Source organism: Methylorubrum sp. B1-46, assembly GCF_021117295.1.
Taxonomy (GTDB): domain Bacteria; phylum Pseudomonadota; class Alphaproteobacteria; order Rhizobiales; family Beijerinckiaceae; genus Methylobacterium.
Genome location: NZ_CP088247.1, coordinates 161,049 through 180,945, shown reverse-complemented (window position 1 = coordinate 180,945; position 19,897 = coordinate 161,049). Strand labels below are relative to the sequence as shown.

General features: G+C 66.9%; 18 protein-coding genes and 2 pseudogenes. 18 read left to right on the top strand and 2 right to left on the bottom strand.

Annotated elements, in window-relative coordinates; all coding sequences use genetic code 11:
• Positions 1-21 precede the first annotated feature (21 nt).
• The gene (locus LPC10_RS00935; protein WP_131801340.1) at positions 22-1,575 is read left to right on the top strand and encodes an ATP-binding protein; all 1,554 of its coding nucleotides are present in this window, start codon (positions 22-24) and stop codon (positions 1,573-1,575) included.
• 933 nt (positions 1,576-2,508) lie between these two features.
• Here LPC10_RS00935 and LPC10_RS00930 read toward each other — a convergent pair.
• On the bottom strand, positions 2,509-2,796 hold the full coding sequence (locus LPC10_RS00930; protein WP_131801339.1) for a hypothetical protein: 288 nt from the start codon (positions 2,794-2,796) through the stop codon (positions 2,509-2,511).
• Between the two features lie 269 nt (positions 2,797-3,065).
• Between LPC10_RS00930 and LPC10_RS00925 the strand changes: the two genes are divergently transcribed.
• From LPC10_RS00925 to ccmE, 11 genes are all read left to right on the top strand, one after another.
• Positions 3,066-3,755 (top strand): Crp/Fnr family transcriptional regulator, encoded by a 690-nt coding sequence (locus LPC10_RS00925; RefSeq protein WP_231345069.1) that lies wholly within the window; start codon positions 3,066-3,068, stop codon positions 3,753-3,755.
• A gap of 285 nt (positions 3,756-4,040) precedes the next feature.
• On the top strand, positions 4,041-5,720 hold the full coding sequence (ccoN, locus tag LPC10_RS00920) for a cytochrome-c oxidase, cbb3-type subunit I (protein WP_231345068.1): 1,680 nt from the start codon (positions 4,041-4,043) through the stop codon (positions 5,718-5,720).
• Between the two features lie 64 nt (positions 5,721-5,784).
• A complete protein-coding gene (gene ccoO, locus LPC10_RS00915; protein ID WP_063987989.1) occupies positions 5,785-6,531 on the top strand; it encodes a cytochrome-c oxidase, cbb3-type subunit II in 747 nt (248 codons plus the stop codon).
• Between the two features lie 5 nt (positions 6,532-6,536).
• Positions 6,537-6,686: a cbb3-type cytochrome c oxidase subunit 3 gene (locus LPC10_RS00910; protein WP_063987988.1), complete on the top strand. Its 150-nt coding sequence runs from the start codon at positions 6,537-6,539 to the stop codon at positions 6,684-6,686.
• 5 nt (positions 6,687-6,691) lie between these two features.
• Positions 6,692-7,570 (top strand): cytochrome-c oxidase, cbb3-type subunit III, encoded by an 879-nt coding sequence (ccoP, locus tag LPC10_RS00905; RefSeq protein WP_063987987.1) that lies wholly within the window; start codon positions 6,692-6,694, stop codon positions 7,568-7,570.
• A gap of 211 nt (positions 7,571-7,781) precedes the next feature.
• Positions 7,782-9,299, top strand: a complete 1,518-nt coding sequence (gene ccoG / locus LPC10_RS00900) for a cytochrome c oxidase accessory protein CcoG (protein WP_082912194.1) — start codon at positions 7,782-7,784, stop codon at positions 9,297-9,299.
• A 12-nt stretch (positions 9,300-9,311) separates the two neighbouring features.
• Positions 9,312-9,827: a FixH family protein gene (locus LPC10_RS00895; protein ID WP_063987986.1), complete on the top strand. Its 516-nt coding sequence runs from the start codon at positions 9,312-9,314 to the stop codon at positions 9,825-9,827.
• A 13-nt stretch (positions 9,828-9,840) separates the two neighbouring features.
• Positions 9,841-12,153: a heavy metal translocating P-type ATPase gene (locus LPC10_RS00890; protein WP_231345067.1), complete on the top strand. Its 2,313-nt coding sequence runs from the start codon at positions 9,841-9,843 to the stop codon at positions 12,151-12,153.
• A 7-nt stretch (positions 12,154-12,160) separates the two neighbouring features.
• Positions 12,161-12,298, top strand: a complete 138-nt coding sequence (ccoS, locus tag LPC10_RS00885) for a cbb3-type cytochrome oxidase assembly protein CcoS (protein ID WP_063987984.1) — start codon at positions 12,161-12,163, stop codon at positions 12,296-12,298.
• A gap of 61 nt (positions 12,299-12,359) precedes the next feature.
• Positions 12,360-13,571, top strand: a complete 1,212-nt coding sequence (locus tag LPC10_RS00880; protein ID WP_231345066.1) for an MFS transporter — start codon at positions 12,360-12,362, stop codon at positions 13,569-13,571.
• A gap of 231 nt (positions 13,572-13,802) precedes the next feature.
• Positions 13,803-14,255, top strand: coding sequence for a cytochrome c maturation protein CcmE (ccmE, locus tag LPC10_RS00875; RefSeq protein WP_231345065.1), 453 nt, complete (start codon positions 13,803-13,805; stop codon positions 14,253-14,255).
• 124 nt (positions 14,256-14,379) lie between these two features.
• Here ccmE and LPC10_RS00870 read toward each other — a convergent pair whose 3' ends face one another.
• The gene (locus tag LPC10_RS00870) at positions 14,380-15,558 is read right to left on the bottom strand and encodes an NnrS family protein (RefSeq protein WP_231345064.1); all 1,179 of its coding nucleotides are present in this window, start codon (positions 15,556-15,558) and stop codon (positions 14,380-14,382) included.
• Between the two features lie 254 nt (positions 15,559-15,812).
• On the opposite strand from LPC10_RS00870, the gene LPC10_RS00865 reads away from it, so the two are divergent.
• The 6 genes and pseudogenes from LPC10_RS00865 (at position 15,813) to hemN (ending at position 19,666) form a co-directional block, all read left to right on the top strand.
• Complete coding sequence (locus tag LPC10_RS00865; RefSeq protein ID WP_231345063.1) at positions 15,813-16,112, top strand: metal-sulfur cluster assembly factor; 300 nt, start codon at positions 15,813-15,815, stop codon at positions 16,110-16,112.
• A gap of 68 nt (positions 16,113-16,180) precedes the next feature.
• Positions 16,181-17,374, top strand: coding sequence for a hypothetical protein (locus LPC10_RS00860; protein WP_231345062.1), 1,194 nt, complete (start codon positions 16,181-16,183; stop codon positions 17,372-17,374).
• Positions 17,272-17,670 (top strand): annotated as a pseudogene (locus tag LPC10_RS00855) (NnrU family protein); the annotation flags it as partial. The gene LPC10_RS00860 and the pseudogene LPC10_RS00855, both read left to right, overlap by 103 nt.
• 100 nt (positions 17,671-17,770) lie before the next feature.
• A pseudogene (locus LPC10_RS00850) lies at positions 17,771-17,863 on the top strand (NnrU family protein); the annotation flags it as partial.
• Positions 17,864-17,865: 2 nt separating this feature from the next.
• Positions 17,866-18,063: a hypothetical protein gene (locus LPC10_RS00845; RefSeq protein ID WP_231347150.1), complete on the top strand. Its 198-nt coding sequence runs from the start codon at positions 17,866-17,868 to the stop codon at positions 18,061-18,063.
• 250 nt (positions 18,064-18,313) lie between these two features.
• On the top strand, positions 18,314-19,666 hold the full coding sequence (hemN, locus tag LPC10_RS00840; protein WP_231345061.1) for an oxygen-independent coproporphyrinogen III oxidase: 1,353 nt from the start codon (positions 18,314-18,316) through the stop codon (positions 19,664-19,666).
• Positions 19,667-19,897: the final 231 nt, after the last annotated feature.

Here is a 19,897-nt window from a genome sequence, read left to right as displayed (position 1 = left end):
CCTACTATATGATGTGAAAGCGTGACTGACGGCCAACTCGATCTCCCATTTGATACCCCATATCAGATGGGAGAAAACCCGCTACTCTGGACGCCACGGGACATCTGGGTTCGGCTGAGTCAGCGCCTGATGAGCTTTCTCGGCGAGGATCGGCGGATCGAATACAAGCGCGCCGAAAAAGTTCATTTCGACGACTTCACAACTTACCTAAGTGCGTTCTCCAACACTCCCGACGGCGGCACGATCGTTTTCGGCGCCACCTCAAAGGGCGAAGCTACGGGCTGCGCAGCCGCTGGAATAAATCTCAGAAACAGGCTTGAGCAGTGTCATACAAAAATGTGCCCTCAAGCCAAGCCCGAAGTCAAAATCGTGCCTGTCGTGATCGAAGGATCTGAGGATTATTGTATAGCGATATATATTCCGTACGTGGGCAAGCTTGTGGAAACGAATAAGGGTGAAGCTTGGATTAGGTATGGAGACTCTCGTCATAAGATGAGCGACGAGGAAAGGCGAGATTTTCGGGCGACGCGCCAGGAGCTATCCTTCGAGATGGAGAAGGCACCCTACAAATACCCCGATGAATTCGATCTCAAAATCATCAATGATTTCTGTGACAAATTCCGCGAAAGGGAGGGGCGTAAAAATTGGACGAACGAAGAGATTTTGCTTGATCGCCATCTAGTGTCAAGCGACGGCAAGAGTGTCGCTCCTCTGAATAGCCTAGTTCTTCTCGCCGCGAAGGACCCTCTCAAAACCATTCCCGGATGTAGGGTTCGCATTCAGCGATTTGCTACGGATCACGAGGGGACGGGAAATACGTACAGTCCTATAAGAGATAAATTCATTGAAGGAAATCTCGTTAATATTATCGCTGGCTCAACGGAATTGATTGAAGATCTAAATTACGATGTAACGTGGCTGAATAAAGACGGTAAATTCGTTACAACGCCTGAGTATCCTAAATGGGCATGGCACGAGGCGCTGATCAACGCTTGTGTCCATCGATCATATAGCTTCAGCGGAACGGAAATCACTATAAAGTTCTTTCCTGAAAGACTGGAAATCGAAAGCCCCGGCGGCTTCGTTCCTCCGGTCAACGAGAATACAATTTATAAAACTCGTGCATCCCGAAACCATCACACGATGGATGCACTTCGCTATCTCGGCTATGTTCTTATGGCACGTGAGGGAACGCGGCGCATACGGGAGAGCATGCAGGATTGGGGGCTTCCTGACCCGCAGTTCAAGCAAGAGGCGATCTATGGTGTTGTTGTTCGCGTAACACTGCGGAACGATCACGAGACTCGCAAGAGATCTACTGACAGAGACGTCGCTCAGTTTTTCGGTGTCGAGCTTTGGAAATCTTTGCAAGAGCACGAGATAAAGATTGCAGCCTACGCTTTTCGCAACAAAACAATTCAAGTATCTGAGGCACAACGTCTAACTGGCAGGACTTGGAGTACAAGCAAGAAAGATCTAGAAAGGCTCGCCAGAAAGGGCGTTCTTATCTTCGTTCAGGGCGAATTTCAAAGAGACCCTAAGGCCCACTACGCCATCAATAATGTCTTTTCGTGATGGACAGGCCGAGCGATGAAAAAAGCGCCTCCTACAACGGAAGAGCGGCCCCGAATTGGAAGAGCTCAGAACTCTAGAGCAGACGATGGTCTCTCCCAATCCGAGCGCTTCATCAAAGCAGCTCAGCAACTCGGGACCGATGACGATCCCGAGCGGTTCGCGGAACGGGTGAGGAAGCTAGCGAAAGCTCCGCCAAATACTTCTGACGCGGAGCCATTACCGTCATCGAAGAACCGTCGCTTGGCGTCTGGTTCCTATAGACCCTTCACGGTGACATATCCGTCATCGCCTTTATCAGTCTTTTCTGCCTTGTGCTCGATAGGGGCATTTAGCTCTTTAGTCTAAGCCTCCCTATAATGTTCGTGATAAGCGATTGGAACATCTCCGGGTCGCTCGCGCGACCGTCCCGCAATGCTTTAGTTAACTCCGGCACAAAGCGAAATTCTGCCGCGCAAGTGCACTGCTTGGAGCCTTGGGCCGAGTTCGGATAGCATTCACTTCGTATCGACTTGCTTCGAAATCGAATACGTAGATGAGCCCCGGATGAGTTGCGATCTTTTGCCGATCAATTTTCTTGACCGTCGAGATAACATTCTCTGCCGAACAATCGGGACCGCTCGACGAGCAAACGCCCAGCGCGATTACACCAGCAAGCAGCACCAGCCCAAACCGGGGCACCATCAAAGCCTTCCCCAAGGAAGGAGACCCGTAGCGCAAACGGCGCCGGTTTGCGAACTACATGATCGCCAAAGCGAAGGCGCAGGCCTGAGCGGCACGCCGAAATGCCGGCAGGGATGTCTGCCTGTTTGGCAGGATCGATGACGATGCGTGTGTCCGCGAGTGGGCAGCCGTGCCGGGCACGATCGCCACACCGCTGAAAAATCGCCTTCGTCCTCGAATGGGCCGAGCGACTCGGCGCGTCCCGGAGCCGTCTCAGGCTCGCACCGATCGGCCGGAGCCGAGCAAGGCGCTCGTCAGGATGACGATGGCGATGATCGCCGGTCCGAGGATCTTGAGGCTGGCGAACAGCACTTGCACGATCACCCCGCCGGCATTGAAGACGACTGTCGCGACGAGGAGGGCGAACGCAGTCGTCAGGATGGCCACCCCGAGCACGACGGCCGAGATGAAGAGGGCCGTGAAAGCCCGGACCGGGGTCCACATCGGGGATGACGAAGATACGTTCATCGGTGCTGTCTCCTTATCCAGCACCAGCGTCATCCCATGAACAACGCTCGATCGGCCTTGCGATGGATCAAAACCCGCCCCTGCCGCCGAGGCCCGTGGGCGGGCTCGACGGCAAGATGATGCGGCGGGCTTCGCCCCTCCCGTCCCTTGGTCTCGTTCATTGCACGAACGCGAGCGAGGATCCGCGTGGGGCTCCGGCGCGCCTTTTGAGGGAGATCAAGGCCCCCGCGGCGATCGCGCCCTAGCTGCCCGTGCTCAACCTTGGCCGCCCCGGCGGAGTCAAACAGGAGGAAGGACCGGCGATGAACCAGGCGCTGTCACGCTCGAACTTGGCTCAGGGCGCCCTGTTTACGGATCTGGATGGCGTCACCGCCGAGATCCTGCTGAACGCGGCGTCGCAACGTCAATTCCCGGCAGGAGCGACCTTGTTCCACCAGGGCGACGCGCCGAGCCAACTCTTCCAGGTCGGCACCGGCCTGGTGAGGCTGACGCGGGTGAATCCGGAAGGGGAGCAAACGACACTGCGCTTCATGGGGCCCGGCGATCTCGTCGGCTGCGTCGCGGTGTTTCGACAGTTCCCCTTTCCGGCGACCGCGACGGCGAGCAAGCCCACGACCGTCCTGAGCTGGGGCGCCGCGCAGATTCTGGACTTGCTGCGCCGCTATCCGACGGTCTCGGCCAACGCGCTCGACACCGTGAGCGACCGCGCGCGGGAGATGGTCGACCGCTTGGCGGAGATGACGAACAAGAGCGTCGAAGCACGCGTGGCCAGCGTGCTTCTTCGCCTCGTCTCGCAGGTCGGACGCAACGGTTCGACCGGCCTCGAAATCGGCAAACCGGTGACGCGCAAGGACGTGTCGGAGATGGCGGGCGTCAGCTACTTCACGGTCAGCCGGATTCTCGGCGATTGGCAGAGACAAGGTCTCGTACGGCTGGGTCGGGCCAGGATCGTCGTCCTCGATCCGCGGCGACTGGCCCAGGTCGCCACCTGAAGGAGCTTGAGCCAGCGTCGGCGCATCGTCTCCGGCGAGCCTCCTTCGTCGGTAGGGGAACGTCCACCGCGGTTCCCGAACGTCTGGCGTGGCGGCACGCATTCTCCGGCGCCATATCGGCGCCCCCGGTCCTACGGCTCGCCCGCGGAGGCCGAGTGGCCGCCAAGCAGGCTCGAACTCGGATTCAATGTCCGTGGTAGCCGTTGATTCAAATCAAAGCTTAGGTTCTCCGCGCCTCCTAATCGCAGCGTGACCCGTTCCAGCGCGAGGCGAAACGAGCGAGCCATGGCCGCGATCCCTTCATCGAAATACATGACAGAGGGGGAGGTCGGTTTAGGCTCGGCCCTGCTCGTCGGAGCGATCCTCTGCGCGCTCGCATCCGCCCACGCGGTCGACGCGCCGTTTAGCGTCCATATGGCCCTGTTCGCGCTCGCTGGCATCGCGGGTATCGCCGCCATCTTCAAACGCTACGAGGCGCGGCCCATCGAGGCTCCGCCGCAGGAGATCGAGGGCAAGCCGAACTACAATCTGGGACCGGTGAAGTTCACCGTACTCGCCGCGATGGTATGGGGGATCGCCGGCTTCCTGGTCGGTACCATCATCGCCTTCCAGCTCTGGGCTCCCTCGCTCAATCTAGGCGTCGAATACGCGAGCTTCGGCCGCCTGCGTCCGGTGCACACCTCGGCGGTGATCTTCGCCTTCGGCGGCAACGTCCTGATCGGGACCTCCCTGTATGTCGTGCAGCGCACTTGCAGGGCTCGGCTCGCGGGCGAGCTCGCGCCCTGGTTCGTTGTGCTCGGCTACAACCTGTTCATCGTCATCGCCGGCACCGGCTACCTGATGGGCGTCACGCAGTCCAAGGAGTATGCCGAGCCCGAATGGTATGCCGACCTCTGGCTTACGGTCGTCTGGGTCGTCTACCTGCTGGTGTTCCTGGCAACGCTCTGGAAGCGCAAGGAACCGCACATCTTCGTCGCGAACTGGTTCTACCTCGCCTTCATCGTGACCATCGCGATGCTCCACATCGTCAACAACCTCGCCCTGCCGGTGACGGTGTTCGGCTCGAAGTCCTATCCGATCTTCGCGGGCGTCCAGGACGCGCTGATCCAGTGGTGGTACGGCCACAACGCCGTGGGCTTCTTCCTCACAGCCGGCTTCCTGGCGATCATGTACTACTTCGTCCCGAAGCGGGCCGAGCGGCCGATCTACTCGTACCGCCTGTCGATCATCCACTTCTGGGCCCTGATCTTCATGTATATCTGGGCGGGCCCGCACCATCTTCACTACACGGCGCTTCCCGACTGGGCGCAGACACTGGGGATGACCTTCTCGATCATGCTCTGGATGCCGTCCTGGGGCGGAATGATCAACGGCCTGATGACCCTGTCGGGCGCCTGGGACAAGCTGCGCACCGATCCCGTCCTGCGCTTCATGGTCGTGTCGCTGGCCTTCTACGGCATGGCCACCTTCGAGGGACCGATGATGTCGATCAAGGCCGTGAATTCGCTTTCACACTACACGGACTGGACCATCGGCCACGTGCATTCGGGCGCGCTCGGCTGGGTCGCCTACATCTCCTTCGGCGCCCTGTACTGCCTGGTACCCTGGCTGTGGAACCGGCGTGAGGTCTACTCGCTGAAACTGGTCGAGTGGCACTTCTGGGTCTCGACGCTCGGCATCGTTTTGTACATCACCTCGATGTGGGTCGCCGGAATCATGCAGGGCCTGATGTGGCGCGCCTACAACGCCCTGGGCTTCCTCGAATACTCCTTCGTCGAGACCGTCGAAGCAATGCAGCCCTACTATCTCGTCCGGGCGCTGGGTGGGGTGCTGTTCCTGATCGGCGGGCTGATCATGGCCTACAATCTCGCGATGACCATCGCGGGCAGGACGGCCGCGCAGAGCGAGGGCACGCCGGCCGCCGGGGAGCGCTCCGCGACCGCCGGCTTCGTCCCGGCCGAGTGAGCCGATACCGGGCGCCGCACATCCCCGCGGCCCCGCCCCACCTACGCATCATGGAAGAAGCCCGATGGCCACCCCGCAGCCCGGCCTCTGGAAGAGGCACGAGATCTTCGAGAAGAACTCCATCGTCCTGCTCATCGGCGCGCTCCTCGTCGTGGCCATCGGCGGCCTCGTGGAGATCGCTCCCTTGTTCTACCTGAAGAGCACCGTCGAGAAGGTGGAAGGCGTCCGGCCGTATACCCCCCTGGAGCTTGCCGGCCGCAACATCTACATCCGCGAGGGCTGCTACCTCTGCCACAGCCAGATGGTCCGGCCGATGCGCGACGAGATCGAGCGCTACGGGCACTTCTCCCTCGCGGCCGAGAGCATGTACGACCACCCCTTCCAGTGGGGGTCGAAGCGCACCGGCCCGGATCTCGCCCGGGTCGGCGGCAAGTACTCGGACCAGTGGCATCGCGAGCACCTGATCGATCCGCGTGCCGTGGTGCCGGCCTCGATCATGCCGGCCTACGCCTTCCTCGACCGGCCGCTCGACGCCGACGCCATCGCCGACGACCTCAGAGCGAACAGGACGCTGGGCGTCCCCTATACCGACGAGATGATCGCCTCCGCGAAAAAGGACCTGAAGGCACAGCGCGACCCGGACGGACCGGGCGCTGCGGACCTGCAACGCCGCTACCCCGGCGCGACCGTCCGCGACTTCGGCGGCGACAAGACCCGAGCGACCGAGATCGACGCCCTGGTCACCTACCTGCAGGTCCTCGGCACCATGGTCGATTTCAAGATCTACGAAAACCAGAAGAATCTCAGGTGAGCGTCATGACCTATGAACATGCGGCCGCCTTCGCTCAGACCAGTGGCTTGCTCTACTTCGTCGGCATTTTCCTCGCCGTGTGCCTGTACGCCTTCTGGCCACGCAACCGCGCCAGGTTCGACGCGGCCGCCCATCTCCCCCTGATCGAGGACTGATCGCCGTGGCCGACACCGCCCATCCCGGCATCCCGCCCTCAGGCCCGGAGACCACTGGGCACGAGTGGGACGGCATCGCCGAATACAACAACCCGCTGCCGCGCTGGTGGCTCTATTGCCTCTACGCCACGATCGTCTGGTCCGTCGGCTACTGGATCGCCTACCCGGCTTGGCCGCTCGTGAGCGGCTACACCCGCGGCGTCCTCGGCTACTCGCAGCGCGCAACCGTCCTGAACGAAGTCGAGGCGATCCGCCGCGACCGCGGAGCGCGCGGCCAAGCGCAGCTCGCCAGCGCCACCATCGCGGAGATCCGCGCCGATCCAGCCCTGCTGCGCCTTTCGCTCGCGACCGGCAAGGCCGCGTTCGGCGACAATTGCGCGGGCTGCCACGGCACCTCCGCCACCGGCCGGATCGGATATCCGAACCTGCAGGACGACGACTGGCTGTGGGGCGGTACCGCCGAGGAGATCGAGCGGACCATCCGCTACGGCGCGCGTTCCGGCAACGGCGAGGCGCATGCGGGCGACATGCCGGCCTTCGGGCGCGACGGCATACTCAAGCCCGACGAGATCGAGGCAGTGACGACCTATGTCCTCTCTCTCTCCGGCAAGCCGGGGGTGCCTGGTTCGAGCGCCGAAAAGGGGGCGGCGGTCTTCGCCGACAACTGTGCCGCCTGCCACGGCGAGGGTGGCAAGGGGAACTCCGAGATGGGTGCGCCGAACCTCACGGACCCGATCTGGCTCTACGGCTCGTCCCCCGAGCAGATCACCGCCACGGTGGCGAACGGGCGCAAGGGCGTGATGCCCGCCTGGGAAGGCCGGCTCGACCAAGCCACCATCAAGTCTCTTGCGGTCTACGTGCACAGCCTGGGCGGCGGCAAGTAGAAGGGGCTCTCCATCTTCGGGGGCGCTTCCGATCGCGACACGATCGGATGCGGCCCCGAGACCTTTTCTCCACGCGCCCACTCACTTGCGCCAAACCGGCGGCCGGTGCCGGACGTGATCCCGGTGCCGATTGAGCCAGATCAAAGCCGCCGCCGAAGGTCCCTTCTACCGACATCCAGACCGGCTCCTCGACCGGCCTGGAACACTGCCGATGTCGCTCGCCGAACAAACAGAGACACGGGCCGCCGTACCCGTCCCGTCCGGATCCGGTCGGGCGAAGAAGTTCGGCGCGGCGGCGACACGTACGGCCATTCCCGCGGTCAGCGGTGCTCTCTACGAAGCGCGGAGGAAGATCCAGCCGCAGTCGGTCCGAGGCACCTTCCGGACCATCAAGTGGGTGCTGCTCGCGATCACGTTGGGCATCTACTACCTCGTCCCCTTTCTCCGCTGGAACCGGGGTGCCGGGGAGCCATCCCAGGCCGTGCTGATCGATCTGGACAGGGGGCGCTTCTACTTCTTCTCCATCGAGCTTTGGCCGCAGGATGTGACCTACATCATGGGCCTGCTGATCCTGGCGGCTTTCACGCTCTTCCTGATGAATGCGGTCGCCGGCCGGGTCTGGTGCGGCTATCTCTGCCCTCAGACCGTGTGGACGGATCTGTTCCTGGCCGTCGAACGCCTGATCGAAGGCGATCGGCGCGCGCGGCTCAAACTCGACGCCGCCTCCTGGTCGCTCGCGAAGGTCGCCCTGCGGAGTGTGAAGCACGCGACCTGGCTCATGATCGCATGGTGGACCGGGGGCGCCTGGGTGCTCTACTTCGCGGATGCGCCGACCCTGGTGGGGCAACTCGCGACCCTTCAGGCACCTGCTGTCGCCTACATCGCCATCCTGATCCTGACGGCGACGACCTACCTGCTCGCCGGCCACATGCGAGAGCAGGTCTGCACCTACATGTGCCCCTGGCCCCGCATCCAGGGCGCACTCACCGACGAGCACTCACTCAACATCCTCTATCGCGGCGACCGCGGCGAGCCACGCACGCCCGCCAAGAGAGCCGCGACGCTGCGTGCAGCTGGCCAGCCGGCCGGAGACTGCGTCGATTGCTTCGCCTGCGTCACCGCCTGCCCGGCTGGAATCGACATCCGCGACGGGCTGCAGATGGACTGCATCCAGTGCGGGCTGTGCGTCGATGCGTGCGACACGGTCATGGGCAAGCTCGGGCGGCCGAGCGGCCTGATCGGCTACGACACGGAGGCCAATTGCCGGAGCCGGGCGGCGGGCCGGCCGCCCGTCAGCCGCATCCTGCGCCCCAGGACGATGCTCTACGGCGTGCTGGTGGTCGGTGTGGGCGGCAGCATGCTCTACGCCCTCGCAACCCGCAGCTTCACGGGCCTGAGCGTACTTCACGACCGCAACCCGCTCTTCGTGACGCTCTCTGACGGGTCGGTCCGCAACGGCTACACAGTCAGGCTCATCAACAAGCGGTCCGAGGAGCGGCACTTCGCGCTGGCGGTCGAAGGCTTGCCGGATGCGCGCGTCGAGTTGGTCGGCGGCATGCCGGACGTCATGCCGGTCCCGTCCGACTCGACGCAGGAATTCCGCGTCTTGATCTTCGCTCCCGCTGGGGCGCGCCAGGACCCGAGCGTGCCCCTTACGTTCCGCATCAGCGATCCGGCCACGGGCGAGACGGCTCGGGCTCAGGACACCTTCAAGGCTCCCGACAGCTGAGGCTTCCCAACCATGACCGCCACCGCCTCGCCCCCCCGGCCATCCCCGAGCGCGGGCCTGACCGGCCGGACCGTGTTCGCGATCTTCGCCGCCTTCTTCGGCACCGTCGCCTGCGCCGACGCCTTCCTGGTCACATCCGCCGTCCGGACCTGGTCCGGACTGGAGGAGCCTTCACCCTATCGGGCAAGCCAGCGCTACAACGCCGAACTGGAGCGGGCCAGGGCTCAGAGCGCGCAGGGCTGGATTCTCGACGGCACGGTCGCCCGGGAGGGGCAGACGGGCGCCGCGGTGACCGTTTCACTCCAAGCAGCCGATGCCGCCCCACTGACCGGCCGGACCCTGCGCACCCGCCTGGAGCGGCCCACCGACAAGCGAGCCGACCGCACCCTGGCCGTCGCCGAGACCGTTCCCGGCCTGTACGTGGGGCGCCTTCCGGCCGTGTCGGCCGGCCAATGGGAACTGGTCGTCGAGGTGCTCGACGGCGACGACGTCACGTTCCGGCGCAGGCACCGGGTCATCCTGGACTGACGGAGAGCATCCGATGTGCTGCACCGACATGGCGCTCGCCTACGTGGAGGCCCACGCCGCCTGGAGCGAGGCCAATACCAAGCCCAGCCTCGGCCGGGACTACGCCGCATTCGTGTCACGTGCGCCGGACGGCGCGACGCGCGCCGCCTTCGCCGTCGAGGGCGTCCGCTGCGCAGCCTGCATGAACGCGATCGAGCGCGGCCTTGCCGAGCTGCCGGGCGTCGCATCCGCTCGGCTGAACTTCTCGGACCGGCGCTTGGCGGTGACCTGGGAGCCGGGTGCCGAGGCTGACGTCGAGACCCTGCTGCGAAGCCTGAAGGCACTCGGCTTCGGGGCTCAGCCCTTCGCCCCCGACCGGCTCGCGGATGGGGACGCCGCGGAAACGAAACGCCTGATTCGGGCGCTCGCGGTGGCGGGCTTCGCGTCGATGAACGTGATGCTGCTCGCCATCTCGGTCTGGGCCGGCAACGTTTCGGATATGACGCCGGAGAACCGCGACCTCTTCCACTGGATCCAGGCCGTCATCGCCCTGCCGGCCGCGGCCTATGCCGGGCGCCCCTTCTACGAGGGCGCGTTCCGCGGGCTCAAGGCCGGCCGGGTCACGATGGACTTCCCCATCACGCTCGGCGTCGTCCTAACCCTCGTGATGTCCGTGGCGGAAACTCTGTCGGGCGCCACGCACGCCTATTTCGACGGCGCCGTGATGCTGCTGTTCTTCCTGCTGACCGGGCGTGTCCTCGATCAGACCATGCGGCGGCGCATGCGGGCCTGCGCGGAGAACCTCGTGACGCTTCGCTGCGAGCGCGCGACCCTGGCCGACCCGGAGAGTGGCCTGCGCGACGTCCCGCTCTCGGAACTCGCGCCGGGCGCCCGCATCCTGGTCCGGCCGGGCGAGCGGGTGCCGGCCGACGGCGTCGTCGAGCTCGGCGCTTCCGACCTCGACCAGAGCCTCGTGACCGGCGAGACCGCCGCCGTCACCGTTCAAGGCGGGGAGCGCGTCTTCGCCGGCGCGCTCAACGGTAGCGGGGCCCTGACGGTGCGGGTGACCGCCCCCGCCGGCGCCAGCCTGCTCGACGAAGTCGAGGGCCTGATGCGTCGGGCGCTGGAGGCGCGCTCGCGCGCCCTGGTCCTCGCCGACAGGGCGACGCGCCTCTACATCCCGCTCGTCCACGCCGCCGCCGCCCTGACCTTCGTCGGCTGGCTCGCGGCAGGCGTCGGCTGGCACGCGGCGCTGCTCGACGCCGTGGCCGTCCTAATCGTCACCTGCCCCTGCGCACTCGGCCTCGCGATCCCGGCCGTGCAGGTTGTGGCAGCCGGCGCGCTGTTTCGAGAGGGCGTGCTGCTCAACGACGGCACGGCGCTAGAGCGGTTCGCCGCGGTCGACACCGTCGTGTTCGACAAGACCGGTACGTTGACCCTGCCCGAACCGACCTTGGCCGGCGCCATCATAACGCCGGGCGCACTGGAAATGGCCGCGCGCCTGGCGCTGTCGAGCCGGCACCCGATGGCGGTCGCCCTCGTGTCCGCGGCAGGCGGAGCCGAGCCGTTCCCCGGCGCGCAGGAGGCCGCGGGGCTCGGCGTGCGCGCACGCGTCGACGGCGTCGAGCTGCGCCTGGGCTCGGCCCGCTTCTGCGAGGCGGAAGCCGAGGCCGCCGCGGCGGTGGCGGCCGATCCGGAGGCGTCGGTGATCTGCTTCCGGGCCGGGGAAGGGAGGCCGATCGCCTTTCCGGTACGCCAGGCCCTGCGGCCCGATGCCCGCGACGTCGTCGACAGACTGGTGGAACAGGGCCACCGCGTGCTGATCCTGTCAGGCGACCGAGCCGCCGCCGTCGCTGCGGTCGCCCGGCGCCTCGGAATCGCCGAGTGGGAGTCGGGCCTCGCGCCGCTGGACAAAATCGCCCGCATCGAGGCCCTGGGGCGCGCCGGCCGCAGGGTTCTGATGGTGGGGGACGGGCTTAACGATGCCCCCGCGCTCGCTGCCGCCCACGCCTCGCTGTCGCCCGTGACCGCGTCGCACGTGAGCCAGGCCGCGGCCGACGCCCTGTTTTTGGGCCGCGGCCTCGCGCCGGTGCTGTCGGTGCTGGCGGCGGGGCGCCGGGCGCGCCGCCTGATGCTTCAGAACCTCTGGTTCTCGGCGGCCTACAACGTCGTCGCGGTCCCGCTGGCGGCGGCGGGATGCCTAACACCCCTGATCGCAGCGCTGGCGATGTCGGGCTCCTCCCTCGTCGTCACGCTGAACGCCCTGCGCGCCCGCCTCGGCACGGTGCCCACGCGGCCGCTGCCCGCTTCCCGGCCGGGCATGCCCGGCGTCGCTCGGATCGCCTGAGGTTACGATGAACGTGTTGCTCCTCGTCATCCCCATCGCGCTGGCTCTCGGCGCACTCGGCCTGTTCGCTTTCCTGTGGGCGCTCAGAAGCGGCCAGTACGACGACATCGAGGGCGCCGAGTACCGCGTTCTCCACGATGACTGACCTCGTGCTCCCGCGTGGGTCGTGCAGGCACCCGCCCAGTCTCAGTCTACACCGCTCCTGGATGGTTGCGGGCGCGACCGTCCTCGCCCTGCTGGCCGCGGCGGTCGCGATGGGGGCGCCGAGCCTCCTCATCCTTCCGCTCGGCCGGGAATTTGGCTGGGACGTCGCGACCAACTCGTCGGCGCTCTCCGTGCGACTCGCCGCCTTCGGCGTGACGAGCCTTCTCGCCTCCACCGCGCTAAACGCCTGGGGCGTGCGCCGCGTGGCCTGCGCGGGCCTCGCGCTCACCGGGACCGGAATTTTCGCTTCGCTCGCCATGACGCAGACTTGGCACCTCGTCCTGCTTTGGGGCGTGCTGGTTGGTGCGGGGAGCGGGCTGACCTCCCTGGTCCTCGGCACGGCGATCGCCGGGCGCTGGTTCGAGGCCCGACGCGGTCTCGTCGTCGGGCTGTTCGGGGCCGCAGCGAGCGCCGGCCAGATGCTACTGTTGCCGGGACTCGCGGCCGTCGCGGACGTTCTCGGCTGGCGCACCGGCATCGTGATACCGTGCGGCCTGCTCACAGTCGCGGCCGTCGCCATGATGGCGCGCCTGCCCGAACATCCCGAGGATGTTGGCCTGCTACCTTACGGATCGCGCGATCCGCGACCGGCAATCACCTCGCCCCGGACCCCGCTGGGCACCGGGAGGATCCTGGCCGACATCTCGGGTTCTGCCCTGTTCTGGGCCCTGCTCGGCGCCTTCGCCATCTGCGGCGCCACCACCAGTGGCCTCGTGCAGAGCCACCTCGTGCCCTTCTGCGCCGACCTCGGCATCCGTCCGCTCCAAGCGTCGGGCCTTCTCGCCGGGATGGGCTTGCTGACCGTCATCGGCTCCTTGGGAGCGGGCTGGTTGTCGGACCGGTTCGACGCGGGCTGGCTGCTCTTCTGGTTCTACGGCGTGCGCGGCCTCTCGCTCGTGTGCCTGCCGTTCACGGATCTCTCCTTCGCGGGCCTGTCCCTGTTCGCGGCGGTCTACGGGCTCGACTGGATCGCCACGGTGCCACCAACCGCACGGCTGGTGCTCGCCCGTTTCGGGCCCGAGCGCGCGCCCCTGGTCTTCGGCTTCATGCTCGCCGCGCATCAGGCCGGAGCCGCCGCGGCCGCCTACGCCGCGGCCCTGGCCAGGATCGACCTGGGGAGCTACCTGCCGTCCTTCCTCGCCGCGGGCGCCCTCTGCCTCCTCGCGGCCGCGGCCATCCTTCCACTCGCCGCCGGGCGGGACATGCCGCCGTGAACGGGGCGGCGGCATACCCGCCATGCGATCCGACAGCGGAATACGGGACCGATGCCGCCTGCCCTTGATCCAATTCAAAGACTTGGCATGCCGGCCAGCTAGCGTGGGCGCGGAAATCGGTCGAGCCGAACGTCCCTCGGCGGTGTGCCCGACCTCCTCGATTCCGAACGGCCTCGCCGACGAGGAATCCAGGTCGCCCCTCCCTGCGGCAAGCGTATCTCGAGCATCGCCGTGCCCCGACGTAAGAACCGCCGCCTCCTTCTCATCGCGTGTTGCGCCGCCGTGCTGGCGCTGGCGGTCGGGCTGATCCTTTCAGCGCTGAACGGCTCGGTGGTGTTCTTCCGCTCGTCCAGCGAGCTCGCTCTCCCAGGGACCGCCAAAGGCTCGCGAATGCGCCTCGGTGGCCTCGTAAAGGAAGGTTCGATCCGTCGCGGCCCCGACCAGACGGTCGACTTCACCGTGACCGACACCAACGCCTCGACTCCGGTGCGTTACACCGGTCTGTTGCCCGACCTGTTCCGCGAGGGCCAGGGCGTGGTGGCAGAGGGCGTGTTGCAGCCCGACGGGTCGTTCCGGGCCGACACCGTGCTGGCTAAGCACGACGAGACTTATATGCCGCGCGAGGTGGCAGCCGCCCTCAAGGCGCAAGGCCACTGGGAAGGCGGCCGAGCACCTGCGAACTGAGGCCCTCGGTCCGAATCCTCCACCCTCCGCGGATCGAGTGGGCGACGAAGATCGGGCCGCTGGGATCCGGTGACCGGAACGATACTCGGATGGCCCCTTCCGGCTTGGCGCAGCCGAGCGGCGTTCAAGAGGCCTTCGGCCCTGTCAGGATTCGCCAGTACGCAGCCGCGAAGCCGAGGAACGCGGCCGCCCACAGGGCGCCCGCCGTTAGCACCAAGGGTCCGTACCAAGCCGGGTGGAGCGGGGCGCAGACCCGCGCCAGGACCGCTGCGATCGCCAGGACGTAGATCGCCTGCACGGTCGGTGGGGCGGTCAGCGGCCGACCGGTGTGCCCCAGGCTCGCGCGCGACATGACGGCCAGCGTCATCACGCCGATGGCCCCTCCCGTCCAGGCGTGGATGCCGGCGCTGGCCGGGACGGCCCCGAGCGCGGAGGCCCCGACGAGGACGAAGCCGGCCGGGACGAACGCATAGGCGACGTGCAGGATGAGCACGAGCGGATCGCGCCAAGTCCGGTAGCCGGCCCAGCGTGCCATGCGAATTGCCTGGACCAGCCCGGCGACGATCAGGCCCGCGCCCACCGCCACGCTTCCCGGCGTCAGGATCCAAGCGGCCAAGCTTGTGACGGCGAGTGCCATGGAGATCGTGTCGAATGTGCCGAAGGAGGCGGGCATGCGGCCCGGGTTCACGCGCGCCAGCCAGTTGCGGGTGAAGCTCGGGACGATGCGGCCCCCGATCAGCATCACCATCGTCAGTGTCGCGGCGATGCCCACCCGGATGCCGTACTCGGCCGTACCCGACCGAAATGCCTCGACGTGGAATAGGGCGTTGCCGACCAGCAGGATCGAGAGGGCGCCGAGGGCCTTGAGGTTGCGCCAGTTTCGCCCGGCCACGACCTCCCGGGCGATGGCGACGGTGAGAAGGACGAGGAACGAAAGGTCGAGGAAGGCCGCAGGCAACCAGCCGAGGATCGCCGAACAGGCGACTGCGAGCCGGCCCGCGGACCATGCCGCTAGGAGCAGGAGAAGGGGACCTCCCTGCAAGGGCAGCCGCCCGGTCCAGTTCGGGACCGCAGTCAGCAGGAAGCCCGCCACGACCGCCCCGGCGAAGCCGTAGAGCATCTCGTGGACGTGCCAGTCGCGCCGCGCGAACGCCGTCGGGAGCGTGAGGTCGCCTGAGAACATCGGGAGCCACGCCAGCACCGCGAGGCCAGCGTAGAGTGAGCCGAACAGGAAGAACGGCCGGAAGCCGTAGGACAGAATTGCGGGTCCCTCGTAGTCCCGCAGGCGCGGTATCGGAGCCATCGTCCACCTTCCTCGGCGCGTGCATGCCCGACATGCAGGCGCGCACCACCCGAGCTCCAACGATACGGCGGCGGGCCGGGGCGGCGCATGATCCAGATCAAGGCTCCTGCCCACGCCCGGCGCATCCTGTGCGGGTCGGGACGAACGGACGGGTGACGAAGGTGCTGTCTTGGTTGAGAGATCGTGCGACACGGCATTCGCCTAGAGCCGCAGCGGAGGAGGCGTCCGGCTGCCGCGATGCCCTCGATCCAGACGTGCTCGACGGCCTGCTCGACGTGCTCGATCCGGAGGTCGGTATCAGCGTAGTCCATCTCGGCCTCGTCTACCGCGCGGTGCGCGTGCCCGGGCGAATCGAGGTCGATCTGACGCTCACGGCCCGGACCTGTCCGCTCGCCGGCATGATCGTGGAGGATGCACGCGAGTGCCTCGCGCGCCGCTTCGACGACTGCCCGGTCATCTTGGTCAGTCTCGTCTGGAGCCCGGCCTGGACCCCCGACCGCATCACCGACCAGGGTCATGCGCTGTTGGGACATCCGATCCGGGGCGTGTCCTGAACGGCGACGCGCGCGACCGGTTTCGTCGCACGACCGTCGAGGCCGGCAGCGTAGGGAGGTACGACGTCGTGACCCATGGTGTCATGCCCGATACGGCGCCCCGCTCAGGGGCGGGCGACGATCGGGCTGCGTCGAACGACGCGGCATCGCCGGTGCCGCCCAGGCTCGATCCGGCTGCTCAGACGACCGGTCCGCAACGCTTCGTGATACTCGCCTGCGCCGCGGGCGCCCTTCTGGTCGGGATCTGGTCCGGTTTGGGGCGGTTGGGCTGGGATCTGCCGAATGGGCCGTCGCTCATGCAACTGCATGGGCCGCTCCTGATCTCGGGTGTTTTCGGTACCCTCGTATCGCTCGAACGGGCCGTCGCGCTCGGAGGACGCTGGCCCTACGCGGCCCCGGCCTTCTCGGCTTGCGGGACCGTCCTTCTCATGGGCGGAGCATCGCTCAGGGCCGGCGCCTTGGCCTACCTCCTCGCGGCAGCGATTTTCACGCTCGCGTCGCTCGTCGCCGTGTGGCGGCAACCGGCAGCCTTCACGGCCACGCTCGCGATCGGGGCGGCGGCGTGGCTCTGGGGCTCGGGGCTATGGGCCGCCGGCGTTCCCGTGCCGGACCTAGTAGGCTGGTGGCTCGCCTTCCTCGTCCTCACCATCGCGGGCGAGCGCCTCGAACTCAGCCGCCTCATGCCGCGAAGCCGCCTGAGCCGGCCGCTCTACCTGATCGCCGTCGCGGCCGTCCTGACGGGAGCCGGCGAGGGCTTCGCCACCGCGCGCGGAGCCGTCCTCTCGGGTGTCGGCCTCCTCCTGCTCGCGAGTTGGCTGTCCCGGCACGATATTGCCCTGCGCACCGTGCGCTTGGGCGGCCAAGCCCGATTCATGGCGATCTGCATGCTCGCCGGCTACGCTTGGCTCGGCGCGGCGGGGATCCTGCTCCTCGCGGCCCCGCCGGGGATGCACGCCTTCGGATACGACATGGCCCTCCATGCCGTGCTGCTCGGGTTCGTCCTCTCGATGGTATTCGGACATGCCCTGATCATCCTGCCGGCGGTCATGCGCATCCGGCCCCGCTTCGGTCCCGCTCTGTACGCACCACTTGCGACGCTGCACGCCTCGGTGACGCTACGCGTCGTGTCCGATCTCCTCGCATTGGATGCGGGGCGCCGGTGGAGTGGAGTAGTCACGGCGGCCGCCATTGCGTCCTTCGCGGCCTGCCTCGCCCTCTCGACCCGGAGCGCTCGCCGGCACCAGGGGCGGACCGCGCCGTGAGCGAGTTCGCCGTCGCCCTGACTGCCTTCCTGGTTGCCCACACGATCCCGGCCTCGCCACGCCTATGTACCCGATTCATCGGTTTGCTCGGTCGCGGCCCCTATCTCACGGGGTACTCGCTCCTGTCCGTTGCACTGCTCGTCTGGCTCGTCGTGGCGGTGAGGCGGGCCGCCACAGTGAAACTGTGGGCGGCCTCAGCATGGCAATGGCACGTGCCCCCCCTCATGATGCCCTGGGCGCTGTTCCTCCTCGTGGCCGGCCTGTCCGCCGCTAACCCGCTGTCCGTCTCGCTGCGCTCGGCGACCGAGCCGGGCCCGATCACGGCTGTCACCCGCCATCCGGTGCTCTGGGGGGTTCCTCCTCTGGGCCCTGGCCCACGTTCCGCCCAACGGCGACTTGGCGTCCGTCGCCTTCTTCGGCACCATGGCCGCCTTCGCGGCCGTCGGCATGCCTCTTCTCGACACCAAGGCGCGCCGGCGCCTCGGACGACCGTGCTGGAACGCCATGAGCCGGAACACGTCGTTCGTTCCCTTCGCGGGTTGCTCGGCGGACGCGCCCGCGGCGACGGGCTTCACCGGCTGGCTCTGCCGGCAGCGGCGGCCGGACTGCTCTACGCCTGGATCCTCCTGCAGGGCCACGCGCTTCTGATCGGCCCCGAACCCCTCGCCAGTCTGCGGGCCTTCGACTAACATCGAGCGGCGCCGTTCCTGCCCCGTGACCGGGATGTGCGCGTCCGGCCGACGACCGCCGACGCGCTGTCAGACGGCCCCGCGTTCCACGCATCGCCGTCCGGCACGCGTCCGCGGTGGATGCCAGGGCCCGCACGGACCCGTGCCCCGCCGCCAGCCTTGAGCCACATCAAGGCGGCGCGAGCCGAGGGCCCGTATCGCCGCCGCACGTGACCAAGGCGGCCACGAGCATGGCGGGGAGGCACGGCGCGTGCGAGAGGATCTGAGGGCGCTCTACGCTGAAGCGCGTCTGCCCCGTTACACGAGCTATCCGTCCAGCCCGCATTTCGGTCCTGCTGTGGGCGCCGGGACCTACGCGGACTGGCTGCGCACGCTGCCTGCGGCGGCCAACGCCTCGCTCTACCTGCACGTGCCCTTCTGCCGCTCGATGTGCTGGTATTGCGGCTGTCACACCAGCATCACACGGCACGACGCGCCCATCGCGGAGTATCTCGGGATGCTGCGAGCCGAAATCGATCTCGTCGCCGGCCATCTCGGGACGCCGCCGCGAGTCCGCCACGTCCATTTCGGTGGTGGCACCCCGACGATCGTGGCGCCGGATGCCTTCCGCGACCTCGTCGACCTTCTGCGCGACACCTTCCCAGTGGATTCCGATGCCGAGATCGCCGTCGAGATCGATCCCCGCACCCTCACGCCTGAGATGATCCGTGCCCTTGGCGCGGTCGGCGTGCCGCGGGCGAGCCTCGGCGTCCAGAGCTTCGATCCGGTGGTCCAGGAGGCGATCCGGCGCCGCCAGGGCTACGACGTCACCGAAGCGGCGGTCGCCGGATTGAGGGCGTCGGGGATTCGCCGGATCAACCTCGACCTGATCTACGGCCTGCCTCATCAGACGGAGGCCTCGTGCATCGACACCGTGCGGCAATGCCTGAGCCTGCGACCCGACCGCCTCGCGGTGTTCGGATACGCCCACGTACCCACCTTCAAGAAGCACCAGCGCCGCATCGACGGGGCGACCCTGCCGGACGGTGCCGCTCGCCAAGCCCAGTTCGAGGCCATCGCCGAGGTGCTCGCGGAAGCCGGCTATCAGCGGATCGGCCTCGATCACTTCGCCTTGCCGGACGACCCCATCGCGGTTGCCGGCGCCCGGGGCTCCCTGCGTCGCAATTTCCAGGGCTACACGACGGACCCGAGCGAGGTACTGATCGGCCTCGGCGCCTCGGCCATCGGGCGGCTGCCCCAGGGCTACGTCCAGAACGAGCCGGCGCTGCGCACCTATGCCGAACGCATCGCTCGCGGCGACCTCGCCACACTGAAGGGCTATTGTCTGACCCCGGACGACCGCCTGCGCGCCGAGCTGATCGAGCGGATCATGTGCGATTTCGCCGTCGATGTCGGCGTGGTCTGCGGCGCTCATGGCCGGGATCCGGATGCGCTACTCGCTTCGCTGTCACGCCTGCCCACGCTCGTCGCCGATGGTCTGGTCCGTCGCGAGGGAGCCACCCTCAGCATTCCCGATGATGCCCGGCCGTTCGTCCGGAATGTCGCCGCTGCCTTCGACGCCCATCTCGGGAACTGCGCCGCGGTGCACAGCCGCGCCGCCTGAACCGCAGACTGGAGTCGTCCAGCCAACCGGAGCCGGCGATGCAGGGGCGGGGCCGCGGCCCTGGCCTCATCCGCCTCGCAGGCAAGCGACGGTCATCGCGGCAGCTCGTTCTCGGTCGAACCGATGCCGGTTGCTGGGGCGCGGTACGACGAAGTGGTCGCCGGTTCCTTAAATGGCCCATCGAAACAGTGGCCTACAGAAGCCGGGCTGATGCCGTCGGGTCGGATATAG